A 17443-nucleotide genomic window follows, 5' to 3' on the forward strand; every position below is an offset into this window, starting at 1 on the left:
AGGAGAAGTCACATGCTTCAATACTCATTACGCAGAATACTTGGCATGATCCCATTATTGCTCCTTATTTCATTCGTGGTGTTCACCTTAGCTTTAATGATGCCAGGCGATCCGTTTGGTGGCGAAATTGATCCTTCAAATACAGACCCACAATATATTGAAGAAATGAGAGAAAAATTAGGTTATAATGATCCTATTTACGTACAATACGGTAGATGGATCTCTAATTTTGTCCAAGGAGATTTAGGGAAATCCACTGTCTATAAAAAACCTGTAGCAGATCTTATTGCGCAGCGAATACCAAACACCTTATTTTTGGCGGTTACCTCATTAGTCATTACGTATATATTCGCTTTTGCAATGGGATTATTCGCTGGAAGAAAGCCATACACATTGGGAGATAATGTAATTAGCACATATAATTATTTAGGTATAGCCATTCCCTCGTTTGTCGCTGGGATTGTCTCTATTTACTTTTTCTCCTTTAAATTAGGGTGGTTCCCATCCAGTGGTTCAGTCGCAATTGGCCTAGATAAAGGAACTTTGAGTTACTATTTGAGTCGGCTGCGACACGTTTTACTACCTGCAGCTGTTTTAGGCTTAATGGGAACAGCTTCCTATACACAATTTTTACGTAACGACATTATTGACAATAGCCGTAAAGACTATGTCAGAACAGCAAGGGCAAAAGGAACAAAAGAATCAAAAATTTATAATCAACATATTTTAAGAAATTCGATTATTCCACTAGTTACATTTTTAGGTTTTGATATTGCCACTTTAATTGGTGGCGCCGTTATAACAGAAACTATTTTTACTTATCCGGGAATTGGCCAACTCTTTTTAGAATCTGTTGAAAGAAGAGATTACGCCGTTGTCATGTCGATCACAATGTTACTTTCATTCTTAACACTTCTTGGAAATTTAATCGCTGACCTACTTTACGGGATCGTTGACCCGCGGATTAGGCTAGATTGAGGAGGGGAAACGTATGGAAATGATTACAGATAACAAAATTGCAACACCGCAAAAAAGCCCCTCTCCATGGAAGATTGCGAGAAGAAAGTTCGTTAAAAATAAATTAGCGATGACGAGTCTTATTTTTGTTGTTCTCGTTATCCTTCTTTCTATTTTTGCCCCATTACTAACAAATGAAGATATCGCCCGGGTTGATTTTATGAAAATCAGTCAGCCGCCCTCTAGTGAGCACTGGCTAGGAACGGATACCAATGGTCGAGATGTGTTTGCACGTATGCTTTATGCAGGGCGATCTTCCTTAACTATTGGCTTCGCTAGTATGTTTTTGATTGTATTAGTTGGAACAGTCATTGGGGCGATTGCCGGGTATTTCGGCGGCGCAATAGAGACAATCTTAATGCGTCTAACTGACTTTATCTTAACCTTTCCCTTTTTAATTTTTGTGATTGTCTTAAATTCCATCTTTGTTGGGAAAATTTCAGGGATCTGGACGTTAATTCTCGTTATCTCTGCTTTAAGCTGGGGAGGGGTGGCCCGACTTGTCCGGAGTCGAGTCCTTGCTGAAAAGGAAAATGAATATGTATTAGCAGCCGAGTCGATCGGTGGTAAACCATCCAAAGTGATTATCAAACATTTGTTGCCGAATGTAGCTTCCACGATTATTGTCCAAGCAACATTATTAATGGCTTCGACCATTGTCATCGAGTCAGGTTTGAGTTTCTTAGGATTTGGGGTTCCACCAGATACCCCAAGCTGGGGAAACATGTTATTTGAAGCACGCAATTCCGATGTACTTAAGAATAAACTCTGGATGTGGGTACCACCTGCAACAATGATTACATTAGTGATTTTATCAATCAATTTTATCGGAGAAGGGCTAAAGGATGCCTTAAATCCGAAATCGAGAAGATAGAAAAAAGACCGTGAGAGCAATTAAATAGCTCTACGGTCTTTTTTTAACCTGTTGCCCCAACAAATTGACTACGATACAAATCTGCATAAAATCCGTTTTGTTCAATCAATTGATCGTGGGTTCCTTTTTCAATAATATCTCCTTCGTTCATGACTAGGATTAAGTCTGCATCGCGAATTGTCGAGAGCCGATGGGCAATTACGAAGCTTGTTCGTCCTTCCATCAGTTTATTCATCGCTTTTTGAATATTCATTTCTGTACGGGTATCGACACTACTTGTTGCCTCATCCAGTATCAAAATTTTAGGATCTGCTAAAATCGCGCGGGCAATCGTGATCAGTTGCCTTTGTCCTTGCGAAATATTGGATGCATCTTCTCCTAAAACCGTGTCATAGCCATCAGGTAATGTGCGAATAAACTCATCCGCATAGGCGTTTTGTGCGGCTTGAATGACCTCTTTCTCGCTCGCCCCTTCTCGGCCATAGGCAATGTTTTCACGAATGGTTCCTTTAAATAGCCACGTATCCTGGAGCACCATCGCAAAGAGTGATCTGGCCTGTTCCCGCGATAATTCAGCGAGATCCCTACCATCGATTAAAATTTTTCCTTGGTCCAGTTCATAAAATCGCATTAACAAATTAATAATCGTTGTTTTTCCTGCTCCTGTCGGTCCAACGATCGCAATCGTTTGACCTGATTCTACTTTTAACGTTAAATCTTGAATAATGATTTTCTCTTTCTCATAACCGAATTGCACATGTTCAAAGCTGATTCGTCCTTCTAATCCAGCAAGATTCACCTTAGCTGGTTCTTCTTTGATCTCCTCTTCTTCATCTAAAAGAGTGAAAACCCGCTCCGCTGAAGCAAGAGCCGTCTGAATCATATTGGCAATTCCTGCGGCTTGTGCCATCGGCTGTGATAATTGTTGAGAATACTGAATAAACGCTTGTACATCCCCTACTTGAATATTCCCGCTTAACACGCGAATTCCCCCGACAATACTCACAAACACATAACCGAGATTCCCAACAAAAGTCATAAGTGGCATCATAATTCCACTAATAAATTGCGCTTTCCACCCTGACTCATATAGTCGGTTATTCATTTGCTCAAAATCACGAATGGCTTTTTGTTCATAGCCAAATCCTTTGACAACTTGATGACCAGAAAACATTTCTTCGATATGACCATTCACATTGCCAAGCTCCGTTTGCTGTTGAACAAAATGCTTTTGCGAGCGAGAAGCAATTAATTGCACAACCAAGGCGCTTAAAGGAAACGTAATCAGTACGACCAGCGTAAGTAAAGGACTAATTACGAGCATCATAATAATTGTTCCGATGATCATGATCGCGGATGTGATCAGTTGCGATAGAGCTTGTTGAATCGAATTATTAATATTATCAATATCATTAATCACTCGACTCAAAACATCTCCATGCGGATGCTGATCGTAATATCGAAGTGGAAGACGTGTTAATTTTTCATTCACTTCTTTCCGCAGCTCAGCCGCTGTTTTTTGCGAAATTCCCGCCATCACATACTGTTGGAAATAAGAAAAAATCGCAGATAAAATATACAGTCCTAATAAAATAAACACTAGTTTTGCGAGGAAAGGGAAATCGACACCTACGCCATTTTTTATACTGGCAAAAATAGAGGATGTCGCATCTCCAAGGAATTTCGGGCTAATCACATTAAATAATGTAGCAAAAATGGCGGCAATCGCGACAAGAATAATTTGCAGTCTTCGTGGCTTCAAATAAGCACTTAAGCGAAACAGTGTCTTTTTAAATTCCTTTGGCTTTTCTCCATGCATACCTGGTCCACGTGCTGGACCGCGTTGACGCATCTTCTGTTGACTCATGCTCCTTCCACCCCGATTCCCTGTGATGCCGCAATCTCCCGATAAATTTGATTTTCCGCTATCAATTCAGCATGTGTCCCAATCCCGGCGATTTTTCCATCATTTAAAACAATGATTTGGTCTGCTTGCATCACTGTGCTGACTCTCTGTGCCACCATAATAATTGTACTATTCTCTTGCATGTGGCTGAGACCAACTCTTAATTTTGCATCTGTTTTATAATCTAATGCTGAAAAACTATCATCAAATAAATAAATTTCCGGCTTGCGGATTAAAGCACGGGCAATGGACAATCTCTGCTTTTGTCCGCCCGAGAAATTAGCACCGCCTTGCTCCACTTTCGCGTGCAGGCCTTCCTCTTGTTTAAAAACAAAATCCGAAGCTTGTGCAATTTCAAGAGCTTCCTTCATTTCTTCCTCTGTTGCTTGTTCCTTCCCAAACTGGAGGTTCTCTGCTATCGAACCACTAAATAAGGTTGCTTTCTGAGGAACATAGCCAATTTTTTGCCGTAATTCTGCTTGAGACATGTCTTTTACATCCACGCCATCAATGACAATCTCTCCCTCTTCTGGATCGTAAAAACGAGGGATTAATTTTAGCAAAGTGGATTTTCCCGCTCCTGTACTGCCAATAATCGCGGTTGTTTCTCCTGGCTTTGCCTGAAAGGATAGATGTCGTAAAACAGGCTTCTCCGCCCCTTCATAGCGAAAGCTAACATCCCGAAATTCGACGTATCCATGGGACTGAGTTGTTTTCACCGTTTGCGGATCTTCAATCTCCTTTTCCATCGCAAGCACTTCATTAATTCTCTTCACAGAGGCTTGCGCTCTTGGAATCATAATAAATCCCATCGAAAGCATGACAAGCGACATAAGAATCATCATCGCATATTGCAAAAACGCCATTAGATTCCCTACCTGCATCATGCCTTCATCAATCCGAATCGCCCCAAACCACACAATCGCGATATTGGTAAAATTCATAATGATCATCATGATCGGAAACAGTACCGCCATCATTTGATTCACTTTAATTCCTGTATCACGGAAATCTTCATTCGCCTGATTAAATCTACTTTTTTCAAAATCAACTTTATTAAAGGCACGGACGACTCGAATTCCGGTTAAGTTTTCCCGAACAATCAAGTTAAGTCGATCCGTCTTTTTCTGTAAGGAGACAAATAGGGGGATGGCCTTGCGCGAAATAATAAAAATCACGATCACTAAAATGGGCAGGGCACCCAGAAAAACAAGTGATAAGCCGGGATCTCTTGTCACAGCTAAAATAATTCCCCCCACAAGCATTAAAGGAGCGCGTGTCATCATTCGCAAAACCATGTTTAATACATCTTGCACCTGTTTCACGTCATTGGTTGATCTTGTGATTAAGGAAGCTGGTCCAATTTTATCAAAAGCCTGTAGAGAAAAATCCTCCACTTGGACAAATAAACTTTTTCTTACATCTCGTCCAAAGCCTTGGGCGGTTTTCGATGCGAAATACGACACGCCAATTGTAATCAAAACAGCGACCAATGCAGCGACAATCATCCATAAGCCGACTTTTACTATGTAAGAAATATCTCCTTTCACAATCCCAATATCCACGACATTCGCCATTAAAGTTGGTAATAGTAATTCTAATAGAATGCCAGCGAGCGTTAAAATAATGACCGCCCCAATTTGCCAGCTATAAGTTTTCAAATGCCTGAACACGTTTCTAATCACTTCCCTCCTAAATTCCTAATCTAATAGTATGGTTTCTAAACCTATTGGTCAACGATTTGTTGAGCGGAATCTTATGGCTGTCAATATAAAATATTTTAAAAAGGGATTGCCCTCCTAAAAAGGCAACCCACTTTATTTCCCCCTTGCCATTTACTAGGAGGCTTTATAATTTAATATCAATCGTTGTCCCGTGACCAATCTCACTGTTAATGGTAAGCTCTCCATTATGTTCCTGAATGATATCTTTGGCAATCGCCATTCCTAGCCCAGAGCCTCTATGTGCATCTCCAGTGTTTGTTCCTCGATAGTAACGGTCAAAAATTCTCTCGAGTTCTTCTTTCCTTATGCCTTTTCCATCATCTTTTATCATTATATGTGTTCGTTCTTGTTTCTCTACCAATACATCTATTTGGACATTTTCATCATTGTGAACCATTGCATTATAAAGTAAATTATTGATGGCTCTTCGAAAGAGAATTTCATCTATTTCCACAGGAATATTCTCTTGATTTACATGGAAAACAATATTACGATTAGAATATTTAGGATCATTTAATATATCAATCACAATATTTCTTAATAAAGCAACAAGGTTAACCGTTTTTTTATTTAACGATAATGCTTTATTTTTCAATCTTGTGGATAAATTTAAATCTTCCATTACTTCTTTGATATATAATGACTTTTGTTCAATAATTTCAGCATACTCCCTAATTTCTTCTAATGAAAAATGATAATCTTGATCTTTAATCAATTCAGCATATCCTTGTATCGATGCTAGTGGTGTTTTAATATCATGGGAGATATTTCCTATCCAATCTTCCCTCATTATCTCCAATTTCTTTCTTTCCTTTTCATTGGCTGTTAACTGATTGGATAGAAAGTTGACATTGTGAAAGACATCTTTATAAACTCCTTTAGGCTCATAATGGACAGTATAATCTTTATTTGCCAATCTTTTGATCCCATAAATAAGTGCATGTAAGGGTTGTGTCAGTCGTTTACTAAAAAAATAGCCAATTAGTAAGGCAATGAATACGTCTATTACTAAAATAATGCCAACAACCTTTACCACTCGATAGATGTCGCGATTATCAAAAGAAATAGCATAGCGATTTAAACCGGGATTCTCTATCCCAATAAAATAACTATAATCAATGGATTTTTCTTTTTTCCCACCAACAAAAACCGTTGTGTTCGCTATTTCCTGATATTTATACGTTTGAACGATATCCGCTGGCGTGTATTTTTCCATAATACCCTTAGGCGTTCTATAGCTATACATGACCTTACCATTTTCATCTAAAATTTGGATCCAGGCATTTTTTTCAATTAACGCTTTTTTTCCTGACTCGGTAATCGTCACATCATGATTTACTACAGTTATATTCTCTTGAAATTGTCTTGCAAAATCTTCAGGAGTTGTTTTGTTTCCTTGAAATATTGGTATGTCAAAGATAGACTGGGCTATTAATAAAGCAAGCATAATAAAAATGTTTATGAAAACAACGAGAGTAACGACTAAGACGATAGAAAGGATATATCTTCCAGTCAGCTTCCACTTCACAACCTATTCATCCTCTACAGTGAATTTATAGCCCAAGCCTTTTACGGTCATTAAAAACTTTGGGTGAGAGGGATCTGTTTCGATTTTTTCTCGGAGTCGCCGGATATGAACCATTACCGTATTATCAGAGCCAAAATAGTCTTCACCCCAGACTGTATCATAAAGCCTTTCTTTACTAATCACCTTATTGATATTTTGGAGGAAATACTTCATTAATCCAAGTTCCTTTGGCTTTAATTCAATGATTTCCTCATTCTTTAAAATTTGCGCTTTTTGCTCGTTTAATTCAAAGGGACCAGCCTTTATAATGGAATCTGTTATTACATCCGTCCGCATATAGTCTGCCCTTCTCAACTGTGCTTTTACTCGATAAGCAACTTCCTTAGGACTAAATGGCTTTGTGATATAATCATCTCCGCCTATGGCAAAGCCTAAAATCTTATCAATTTCCTCTGTTTTTGCTGATAAAAATAAAATCGGCACATTCGAGATATGTCTTATTTGTTTACATACATCATACCCTTCGCCATCTGGCAACATAATGTCTAATAAAACAAGATCCGGTTGTGTGCGTTGGAATTCAGCAAAACCTTCTTTCGCAGTAGTAGACGTCACTACATGATTGATTCCTTCTTTTATTAGAACTGTTTTAATAAGTCTTAAAATATCTTCTTCATCATCGATAATTAACACGGTTTTGTTACTGACCGACATCCAAAATACCTCCATAGCTGTTTTCTCTATTATAAAGGAAATAATCCAAGACCGATAATAATCTTAAGCTACATGCCAAAAAAGAACCCTTTTTGAAAAGAGTTCTTCCTTAATTATGGCTATTCCAACACTTCAGCGACTTTTTTAGGTAGTTCTTCATCCTTTACTTCCTGATACGATGTAACATCTTTTCCATTTTTCACAAACAGAAGTAAATATGCATTTTCGCGAAGCTGTTTATCGGCAGAAAATGTGAGTGTTTTTTGGTTGCCATCTTTATCATAAGCTGGTAATTCATATTCATAACGTATATGAATGCCTCCATCACTCATTTTGTCCTCCGTTTTTGTTCCTTCTCCATTTATTTGTGTGAAATATTCATCAGCACCAACCCGATTAAGATTTACATTTTGTAGAAAAATGACACCACCAACTAAAATCACCAATACGATTCCAATCGCTATCATTGATTTTTTCATTTATATACTCTCCCCACCCTATTTTATTTTGTTACAATTTTGTAGTAGGTACGCACTGTTAAGAAGTAATAGATCACATAAATTAAAATATATATGCCTATACATATGAATACAGGAATAACCAGGTTTGTTTGCAATAGCCTAGATAAGGCAGTTAAAGCGACCGCGGAATGAGCTATACCTGCGACTAGCGGTAAGGCAAATATAAAGAATACCTGTTTCGCAATCGATTTTCTTACTTCTTGTTTGTTCACACCGATTTTGTGTAAAATGACATAACGCTCTTTATCAGAATTTGCTTCTGTCAACTGTTTAAAGTAGATAATGCTCCCTGTTGCAGCAAGGAATACTAATCCTAAGAAGGCACCAATAAAGATCAGTAACCCTGTTGACTCCATTCCAAGCGCGTAATCATTGTAAAAGCTAGAAAAGCTTGCATCATCAGGTAGAATCGATTCAATTTCCTTATTTATTTCTTTGGCCTGATTTTCGTTCGTAAATTTGTAAGCTTCCATGTTTACATGGTCTGTTTCTTTTTCCAACTTAGAAAATAACTCATCGCTTAGCACCACAGTAATATTTGCTGTCTTGGAATTAAGAACGTTATATTTCAGCAATTTTTTAAACGTAATGTCTTCTGCTAGATGATCTACGTGCAATGGAATGCTAGAACCGACATATTCTGGTGATAATCCTTCATAATAGCCTGCATCTAGTACAGCTGCATGATTGCCTTCCAGTGAAAGATGATCTTTTCTCCCTTGCAGTCCTGCCATTTCATTGAATGTTTTAGTAGAGATGATGGTATATTCCTGTATGATTTCGCCCATCATGCCATTCAAACTAGCTGTATCTACCTTTATTGGCACTGTCGGAATCGTTTTATGATAAATGATCTCATGGTTTCCATCTTGTAAAAGCTTCTCATTCACCTTATTCGCTAGCTGTTCATCATGATTCATAAACATGATGCTATTTGGATTTGCCAACTCGGCATTGCTTTTACTGTTATAATACAAACTATAAGATGCCCCGACAGCCGTCAATGTGGTCGCACTGAGAATAGCAATGATCGTTAATGTACGGGCATTTCCTTTCATACGATAGAGAAGTTGCGATGTACTAATTAAATTGATCCCTCTCCAAAACTTCCTTTTATTCTTTATTGAAAGCTTCAAAAGATAGACAATGAAAGTATTAAATAATAAATAAGTACCCAGAATAACGGATAAGATGATAACAAGTGGTGTTAGCATGATCCCGATTTTTCTCCAAGCTTCCGACTCCAATATATTTTGCAGTGCAAGCCAATAACCAATCCCTATAAAGATAATGGAAAATACTGCAATGAAAAAAGAAGCTCTTGGCCTTTCTTCTCCCTCTTTGTCTGCTTGAAATAAATCAATCAGTTTAAATCGATAAATTAATCTATATCCATGAAACGAGGTAATGACTGTAATAAGTGTGAATACAATAATTGTGTTGATCATCGCGGCAGATGAAACAGCAAAATTTGCCATCACATCATAGCCCATCACCTTCATCAAAACGCTCGCAAAAAATTTGGATAAAACTGAACCAAGTAAAATACCAATCAAAAGGGCGCTAATCCCCATTAAAAAGTTTTCATAAAATAGCAATCGACCGATTTGTTTCTTACGTACACCTAGTAATGAATAAAGTCCGATCTCCTTTTTTCGTTTCCTTGTAAAAAAAGAGTTTGAATACCAAATAAAAATGGCGACAAAGATGATCAAGACGACCGATGCAGCATTGAAGACAGAGCTGATTTTTTGCGATGATTCCGTTGTAGCAGCAATCGTTTCATCATATTTTAAAGAAACGAATGTGAAGTAAATGACAATACTAAAAATCATGGAAGAAAAATATAAAAAGTAATTGGTAAAGTTTTTCTTTATATTTTTTCTAGCAATCCGGAACAGTGTCATTTAATTCCCACCTCCAAGTGAAGCGAGAACATCTAATATTTTTTGATAGAATTCCTGACGAGTTTGTTGCAATTTATGAATTTCAGCATCAATCATTCCGTCTTTAATAAATAATATTCGTTTGCAAAAGCTAGCAGCAAAAGCATCATGCGTAACCATCATAATGGTAGAGTGATTCTGTTCGTTTAACATCGATAAGCTTTCAAGTAAACTCGTTGCAGATTTGGAGTCTAATGCACCTGTTGGTTCATCTGCCAATATTAGGCTTGGGTTCGTAATAATTGCTCGAGAAGCTGCTGTTCGCTGTTTTTGACCACCTGATATGTGATACGGATATTTATCTAGTATTTCTCTTATTCCAAATGTCCCCGCAATTCTTTCAACCCTTTTTTCAATCTCACTAGTCGGAACTTTTGATAATGCAAGTGGCAGGATAATATTTTCTTTAACAGTTAACGTATCAAGAAGGTTATAATCTTGAAAGATAAAGCCTAGCTGATTTCGGCGAAAGTCGGCTAGTTGTTTTTCCTTCATGCCGACGATATGTTGGTCGTTGATGATAATATCCCCTGAAGATGGTATGTCTATAGTCGACAAAACATTTAATAATGTCGATTTCCCAGCACCCGAAGGCCCCATGATTCCGATAAATTCTCCTTCTTTAATTTCCAAATCAATATCTTCTAATGCTTTATAAACATTTCCCTTTGCACCAAATACTTTTTGAACATTTTTTGCTTGTAATATTGTTTTCATTGTTTAATCCTCCCTGTGACTACAAAGATGATTATACGTCCCGAACCTTAAACCATTTTAATGTTAACCTTAAATAAACCTTAAAAAATAACAGCAAACCCTAAGTGGGATTTGCTGTTATTTTTAAGGTCTATTTTTTCCTTGGCACTAAATCTGCTACATAGTCAAAGTAAAAGTTCCGTTTCCCCCTTTTAATGAGGATGACCATCGTATGGATAAATAATACGGTCCACATAATGATGAGGAAAGCAAATATTATCACCGTAATCCATACATTATAAAGGTAAAGAGATGAATTTATATCTAACTCAATATCAGTAAATATATTTAGGATCCATGATGTTACAAAAGGTAAATATAGGGCAAAGAATCTTTTTAGCAAGGACTGCCACCTAGGTACTCCCCCATCAACATGAGTTAGTTTAAAACGCAGGATATTTGTTCCAATTGTTTTTCCATTCCAAATAAGTGGAATGACAAAGAAAAGAATAAAAAAGCAAATCGTTTTATACACAAATTCTGTGAATCCACTTGTTGTAAAAAGTCCAACTGTAAGGTTCCAACTTAGATCCGGGATATGGAAAAGGGCTGATGCCTCTCGAATGGAATAATTCGTCTCGTTCATGAATTGAATTACCCTTAGTTTAAAGGCTGCCGGATAATTTGTATAGGGAAAATTAAACGCTTGGTCTCCATGATGCTGAAATAACAATACCCAATAACGGATTACCGATTCGTCAATGCCGGATTGCTTTGCCAGGTCACGATAACTAATGATTTCATTTTCATATCGTTGGGCTACTAGCAGCTTAAACTCATTACTATACTTGGACATTTTCAAGACCTCCTAATGTTGGATGGAGTGTCCAACATTAGGGGAGCAGCCCATTTTCAACTGAGGGGGAATTCCTTATTTTCTTTCTAGTTTTTCACAGGATGAACGTATCACCAATTGATGCGGAATAATAATCCTTTTGATCGGTTCTTTTGGATTTTCGATTTTTAGAATAAGGTTTTTGGCAGCTTCATAACCTAATGAAAAAATGTTAATATCAACTGATGTCAACGGAGGTTGTGTCATCTGGGCTAAGTAAACATTGTTAAAGCTGACAATCGACATTTGCTTGGCGACGGATATTCCCATTTCATCAAGCATGTGTAACACACCCAGTGTCATTAAATCATCGGTGACCACCAAAGCTGTTGGTGGTTCGTCTAGCCTCAACAGTTCGTCCATTGCCTCTCGTCCGCCTTGTTCTAAAAACTCAGCATGCACAATATAGGAATCACGAAACTCAAGCCCAGCCTCTCTCAAGGCTTTTTCATATCCTAAAATACGATCAATTGTGAGAACTAAATCACGATTTCCTCCAATAAAAGCAATTCTTTTATGATTAAGACTTAATAAATATTCTGTTACTTCTTTGGCCGCCCGGAAATTATCATTATCAACATAGGAAATTTCCGCCTCATACTTATAGGGCTTGCCAATAATAATGAATGGGAAGTTTTGACTTCTTAGAAATTTTATTATTTTATCATCAACCTTAGAATTTAAGAGAACGAGACCATCTACTCTTCTTCCGTGGACCATCTGAATTACATCTTGATAAATTTCATCATCCGTTTTTCCAGTTGTCATTTGTAAAGCATAGTTCTTTTCGTGTGCACTTTCACTTAATCCCCTTAACACATTTGGAAAGAAGGGGTTTTGAAAAGTAACATCTGCTGAACCAGGCATCACAAGGCCAAGTACTTTTGTGGATTGACTTGCTAAACTTCTTGCAATCACATTCGGATGATAGCCCAGTTCCTTCATTGCCTTTCGCACTCGTTCTTTCGTTTTTTGACTAATCCGTGGATTATCCGCAATCACTCTTGATACTGTTGATGGGGCAACATTTGCTAATTTTGCTACATCTTTAATCGTTATAGCCATAATGACTCCTACTCTCTTTATACTGTGACTACATAATGATTCCATTACTATCTATTATACAGTAGATATTTCACTTTTCTTTCCATACCTCTACAAAAATAAATTTTTTAACCCACGCTAGCGGTTACTTATATTTTTTATGAATCACAAGCCTGTGTCAAGACTTCATCGCATAAGAACAAAAGCGCAAGCGCCCGTTTAGCGACGTACAAACTTGGATAATAAGGTTGAACGGCTAAAATCGCGCCGTCCTGGCGCAACGCCGTTCTAACCAACATCCTGTTGGCCTGAGATAAAGGAAACACGATGAACCACGAAATGCGGAAGGCGGTTGCTTAGGGGCGACAAGCAAATGTTCCTGAACCTAGGAAGGGCGGTTTTTCCCTTCCTAGGTTCAGGGTTATTTGACCTCGAGCCCCTACCGCCTGTAGCTAGACACCGAAGGGTGAATCGATGTTGACTTATCGTAGGAAGGCACCGAAAGTTTGCTAGTCGCTGGGCGCTGGAGCTGGATGTCAAACCGTAACGTAAACAGTTATCCACAAGCTAGGATTTTATAAATTCCTAAGCAGTAAATAGAAGGGAGCCCTTCCCGCTAGGCCCCATTTCTAATTGCTAGCTACCTTTTTCTTCTAAGTGCATACAATGAACCACCTATTAAGAGTAAAACAAAACCTACTAGCAAATTTCGATACATCTGAGTCGATGTATTTGGCAATTCTTTTCCAGATGTACCATTTGTTTTCCCATGCCCTGTTTTCTTTGAATGCTGATCTGCTTTTCCTTCTGGCTTCATCTGGTTATCTTTGTCATTTGTTTTTTCTTGATTGCCAGGCTTCTCCGCAACAATCAATGTCTTATCTTCTCCTGAAGACTCATTACCTATTGGTTCATCAGTTGTTTTTTCAGCAACTAGGATAACGGTTCCCCCGTTTGGCATTCCAGGAATTTCAACGGTTACCGTTTGATCACGATCTACCTTTATTGTTTGACCACTATATATGTCTACCACTCTCTCATCTGATTCAAAAGGAACAGCAATATTGATTTTTTCCATTTCTTCATTTGTGTTTAAAGCCACAACAACGGATTCTCCTTCATAGCTCCGTGCAAATACAGAATAACCTAATTCATCGCCACCAGCCAACTGATCTCTTGTTCCTTTTGAAAAGATAGCCGAATAATCTTTACGAGCATTCAAAATCTTCGTGTAATGCTCTAACACTTTATTTCCCTCCACTTGATCCCATGGAAGGTTATTTCTGTTATCAAGATATGGGTAATTATTTTCACCTGATATTCCAAGCTCTTCACCGTAGTAAATAACAGGTTGACCTTTCGCCGTCACTTGCAGTGAAGCTGCAACCATCAACTTTCCAAGTGCTCCTTCTTCCTCTTTAAATTGTTCGAGAAAACCATCTTCATCATGGGAACTTAAGAATTGTCCTAAGGAAGCTGTATTACTGATCATTTCATTTCTGTTCTTTAAATTAGTCTCAACAGAATCGATTTTACCATTAACAAAATCTCTTGCTTGATATTTAAAATCAAAATCTAACAGAGAATCCATCATTCCCGCATTCAAAAAGCCATAATCGTCAAATTGACTCGCACCCCAAACTTCTCCAATCAGTTTAAATGTTGGCAATTCTTTTGTTAAGGCATTCTTAAAGGCCATCCAAGTTGTATTTTCCACATGCTTAACTGTGTCCACACGGAAATAATCAATCGTATTTCCTTGAGGTGTCTTTGACTTTTCAATCCAATCCGTTTGCCACTTAATCAGTTGTTGACGAACTTGGTCGTCCTCCGTTATAAAATCAGGAAGTCCAGATAATTCACCCTGAATATCACCACTACCTCCATCCCTAAACATACCTGCAAAACGTTCTCTATCTTGAGCTGTAGGAAAATGTGGAATCTTATCTTCCATTGAAGCATCTGATTCTTTCAATCCATAGCCGGCATGATTTAGCACCACATCAACCATCAGCTTTATTCCTCTCGCATGTGCTTCATCAATCAACTCGTGAAGGTCTTCCATTGTACCGAAATGAGGATTTAATTCACTAAAATTACTTGCCCAATAACCGTGATAAGCATAGTAAGGAGTAAGATGAGGATCATCTAAATATCGAACATCATGGGCTATGTTTTCGACAATCGGACTAATCCAAATTGTATTAATGCCTAAATCCTGTAGGTAATCCAGCTTTTTTGTAATCCCTTTAAAATCTCCCCCTTGGTAAGCTCCAGGGTCATTTTTGTCATAACCAATTCCATATGGATCATCATTCGAAGGATCTCCGTTGAAAAAACGATCGGTTAACAGAAAATAAATCCTCGCTTCATCCCAATCAAAATCATCCTCCCCAATGAACTTACGAGTTTTTATAGTTATTTCTGCTTCACCAACATGCTCATTACCATATTCATCGATCACTTTAATAGGAAGTTTTTTCACACCTGCGGTTACCGAATCACGTACAGAGATCGTCACTTCCTTTAGTGCAGGATCAATCGCTACATTCGATTTTCCCCCAATCTCAGACAAGTCGACAGAGATTTCCCGGAATTCAACTTCCTCTTCATTCACGATATCCAAGGTTAAAACAGCATTTTCATTATAATCGATCGCTTTGGGAGAAACGGCTCCATCTACCTCTATATTTGATTGAAAGAAGGAGATCACTGATTTTCCATCTATAGCAAAATAAGGATCAACCACCTCAGTTGTTTTTCCATCGATGGTTACAAAGAAGGTATATTCATGTTCCCCAGAAGGTAAATCCTTGTACGTATATACAAATCGTTCATTCTTTTCTTCTTTGACCATTTCATAACGTTCACCTAAAATACCAAGCTCAACCTTATCTATTTTCGACATTTGATCTGATAAATATAAATCTTTATCACGATAATAGAAGGTTGCATTTCCATTTGTAACGGTGGGCGACTCCATGGCTGGCACCGTGAAAACGTCAGTCTGTCCACTATTTACATAAACTTTTGTAATCGGGTCTAACCGATTTACTTTAATATAGCGATCTCCGCCTGGTTCTTCTTCTTCCCAATTTCCTTTCCGTACCTTAAAGCCAACCTGCTCTATATTTGGCCCCACTCCGATATTAGCAATCGCCTTGCCCGCTTCAAAACTAGTAAAATTAATATTATCATCTTGAGCACCAGTCCCCCAAACCCAGACATCCCAGTCTTCATAATTTTCATCCGGTCGTTCATATACGAATCGAATATGAGGTGATAAGGATGTAGTTAAGGCTCTGATTGCCGCATTTTCACTCGTAAATACTTCATGAAAGCCTTGAATAATCCATACTTCTATTTCGCTTTCCCCTTCAGGTATGTGAACTGCGAATTCAGAATCCTGACTCTCCCAATCCCCTTTGCGTGGAATTAACTTTAAGCTATCATTCGGAAAAGAAAAAGTCCCTGTCGAAAATACAAATTCCTCTCCGTCAGGCGAATGTACAGTAGTTGTGGAGTCAAAATCATAGTTTTCTGGCTCATATCCGCCATCAAAAATATGTAAGTTCCAATCTTCTAGATTATTATCTATTCGATGATAATTTACCGTATACTTTTTTAACTGCCCAGAAACTTCGACTGCTTTTTTCGCCGTATAAGATTCATACGTCGCTATAATGGAAAATGTTGTGCCAATTGGAGTATCCTTCCCAATTGTTAATTTTTCACCATTTAATTCCACGCTTGAAGGTGCACCCTCCAAAGACCAATTAATAGCTGAAGATTCTTCCTTGCTGTTTCCATCTTCTCCAATAAAATGTCCCTTTAGTTGGACTGTACTATTTTGTTCAAGCAACGAGGGAACCGCTTTCAAATTTATCCCCTGTACAACTAGTTTATTATTTCCACTTATCTCACTCGGATTAAGTGGATCCAAAATCCAATCACTATCACCAAGAATAAGCTTATACTGATAGACATCAGGAGTGAGAACATCTGTCGTGACCGTCCATAGTCCATCCACTTCATCCATCTTTAGCGCATTTTCCTCCCAATCTGTAAAACTACCGGCTACCCGTACTTGATCTGATTCAGTGCCCTCATAATAAAATGTAACAGTTCCATCGTCATGGACTATCGGACTTTCCACATTCGTTTTTCCTGCTGTTTCCTCCGAGAAACCTGGTAAAAGGGTAAATAGCACAAGGACAATCATAAAAACTGAAATGTGCTTCCGATCCAACCATTTAATCATCATCATTTCCCCTTTCATATTTTTGTGTAAGCGATTGCTAATACTTCAAGGATTTGGTTCTCATATATCTTTCATATTTTATCGCTTATCAAATGTAATGTCGGAGAAAAAGGGATAAATAATTATGATAAATGACTCCATTATTTATCCCCACTCCATCTTAACTTACTTTAAATTTCTTTATTAACTGATTTAAATTTGCGGCAACGGTAGAAAGCGACTCAATATGATCAGTAATTTCTTTCACTGAGTTAGAAGACCGTTGACTAGACTCAACTGTTTGGTCAATTCCTGCAGAAGTTTCTTCTGTAATAGCA

General features: G+C 37.9%; 12 protein-coding genes and 1 pseudogene. 2 read left to right on the forward strand and 11 right to left on the reverse strand.

Annotated elements, in window-relative coordinates; translation table 11 throughout:
- The first annotated feature begins 12 nt into the window (after positions 1 to 12).
- Complete coding sequence (opp4B, locus tag KI363_RS05040) at positions 13 to 978, forward strand: oligopeptide ABC transporter permease (RefSeq protein ID WP_212965678.1); 966 nt, start codon at positions 13 to 15, stop codon at positions 976 to 978.
- Positions 979 to 991: 13 nt separating this feature from the next.
- On the forward strand, positions 992 to 1891 hold the full coding sequence (opp4C, locus tag KI363_RS05045) for an oligopeptide ABC transporter permease (RefSeq protein WP_212965679.1): 900 nt from the start codon (positions 992 to 994) through the stop codon (positions 1889 to 1891).
- Positions 1892 to 1934: 43 nt separating this feature from the next.
- On the opposite strand, the gene KI363_RS05050 is transcribed toward opp4C, so the two are convergent.
- The 11 genes and pseudogenes from KI363_RS05050 to KI363_RS05095 form a co-directional block, all read right to left on the reverse strand.
- Positions 1935 to 3758, reverse strand: a complete 1824-nt coding sequence (locus KI363_RS05050; protein ID WP_212965680.1) for an ABC transporter ATP-binding protein — start codon at positions 3756 to 3758, stop codon at positions 1935 to 1937.
- Positions 3755 to 5479, reverse strand: a complete 1725-nt coding sequence (locus tag KI363_RS05055; RefSeq protein ID WP_158324234.1) for an ABC transporter ATP-binding protein — start codon at positions 5477 to 5479, stop codon at positions 3755 to 3757. Before KI363_RS05055 ends, KI363_RS05050 begins: the two co-directional genes overlap by 4 nt.
- A gap of 166 nt (positions 5480 to 5645) precedes the next feature.
- Positions 5646 to 7049 (reverse strand): sensor histidine kinase, encoded by a 1404-nt coding sequence (locus KI363_RS05060; protein WP_158324227.1) that lies wholly within the window; start codon positions 7047 to 7049, stop codon positions 5646 to 5648.
- Between the two features lie 3 nt (positions 7050 to 7052).
- A complete protein-coding gene (locus tag KI363_RS05065; RefSeq protein ID WP_212965681.1) occupies positions 7053 to 7763 on the reverse strand; it encodes a response regulator transcription factor in 711 nt (236 codons plus the stop codon).
- Between the two features lie 119 nt (positions 7764 to 7882).
- Complete coding sequence (locus KI363_RS05070; protein WP_212965682.1) at positions 7883 to 8242, reverse strand: YxeA family protein; 360 nt, start codon at positions 8240 to 8242, stop codon at positions 7883 to 7885.
- A 23-nt stretch (positions 8243 to 8265) separates the two neighbouring features.
- The gene (locus KI363_RS05075) at positions 8266 to 10191 is read right to left on the reverse strand and encodes an FtsX-like permease family protein (RefSeq protein WP_158324230.1); all 1926 of its coding nucleotides are present in this window, start codon (positions 10189 to 10191) and stop codon (positions 8266 to 8268) included.
- Positions 10192 to 10947 carry an ABC transporter ATP-binding protein gene (locus KI363_RS05080; RefSeq protein WP_158324231.1) on the reverse strand — a complete coding sequence of 252 codons (756 nt, stop codon included), beginning with the start codon at positions 10945 to 10947 and terminating at the stop codon, positions 10192 to 10194.
- A 130-nt stretch (positions 10948 to 11077) separates the two neighbouring features.
- Positions 11078 to 11524 (reverse strand): RDD family protein, encoded by a 447-nt coding sequence (locus KI363_RS21955; RefSeq protein ID WP_281414074.1) that lies wholly within the window; start codon positions 11522 to 11524, stop codon positions 11078 to 11080.
- A pseudogene (locus KI363_RS21960) lies at positions 11510 to 11782 on the reverse strand (transposase); the annotation flags it as partial. The gene KI363_RS21955 and the pseudogene KI363_RS21960, both read right to left, overlap by 15 nt.
- A 75-nt stretch (positions 11783 to 11857) precedes the next feature.
- On the reverse strand, positions 11858 to 12886 hold the full coding sequence (locus tag KI363_RS05090) for a LacI family DNA-binding transcriptional regulator (RefSeq protein ID WP_158324233.1): 1029 nt from the start codon (positions 12884 to 12886) through the stop codon (positions 11858 to 11860).
- A 619-nt stretch (positions 12887 to 13505) separates the two neighbouring features.
- A complete protein-coding gene (locus KI363_RS05095; protein ID WP_212965683.1) occupies positions 13506 to 17126 on the reverse strand; it encodes an alpha-amylase family glycosyl hydrolase in 3621 nt (1206 codons plus the stop codon).
- Positions 17127 to 17443 lie beyond the last annotated feature (317 nt).

Origin of the sequence: Lederbergia ruris (assembly GCF_018332955.1) — a bacterium.
Lineage (GTDB): Bacteria > Bacillota > Bacilli > Bacillales > Bacillaceae_C > Lederbergia > Lederbergia ruris.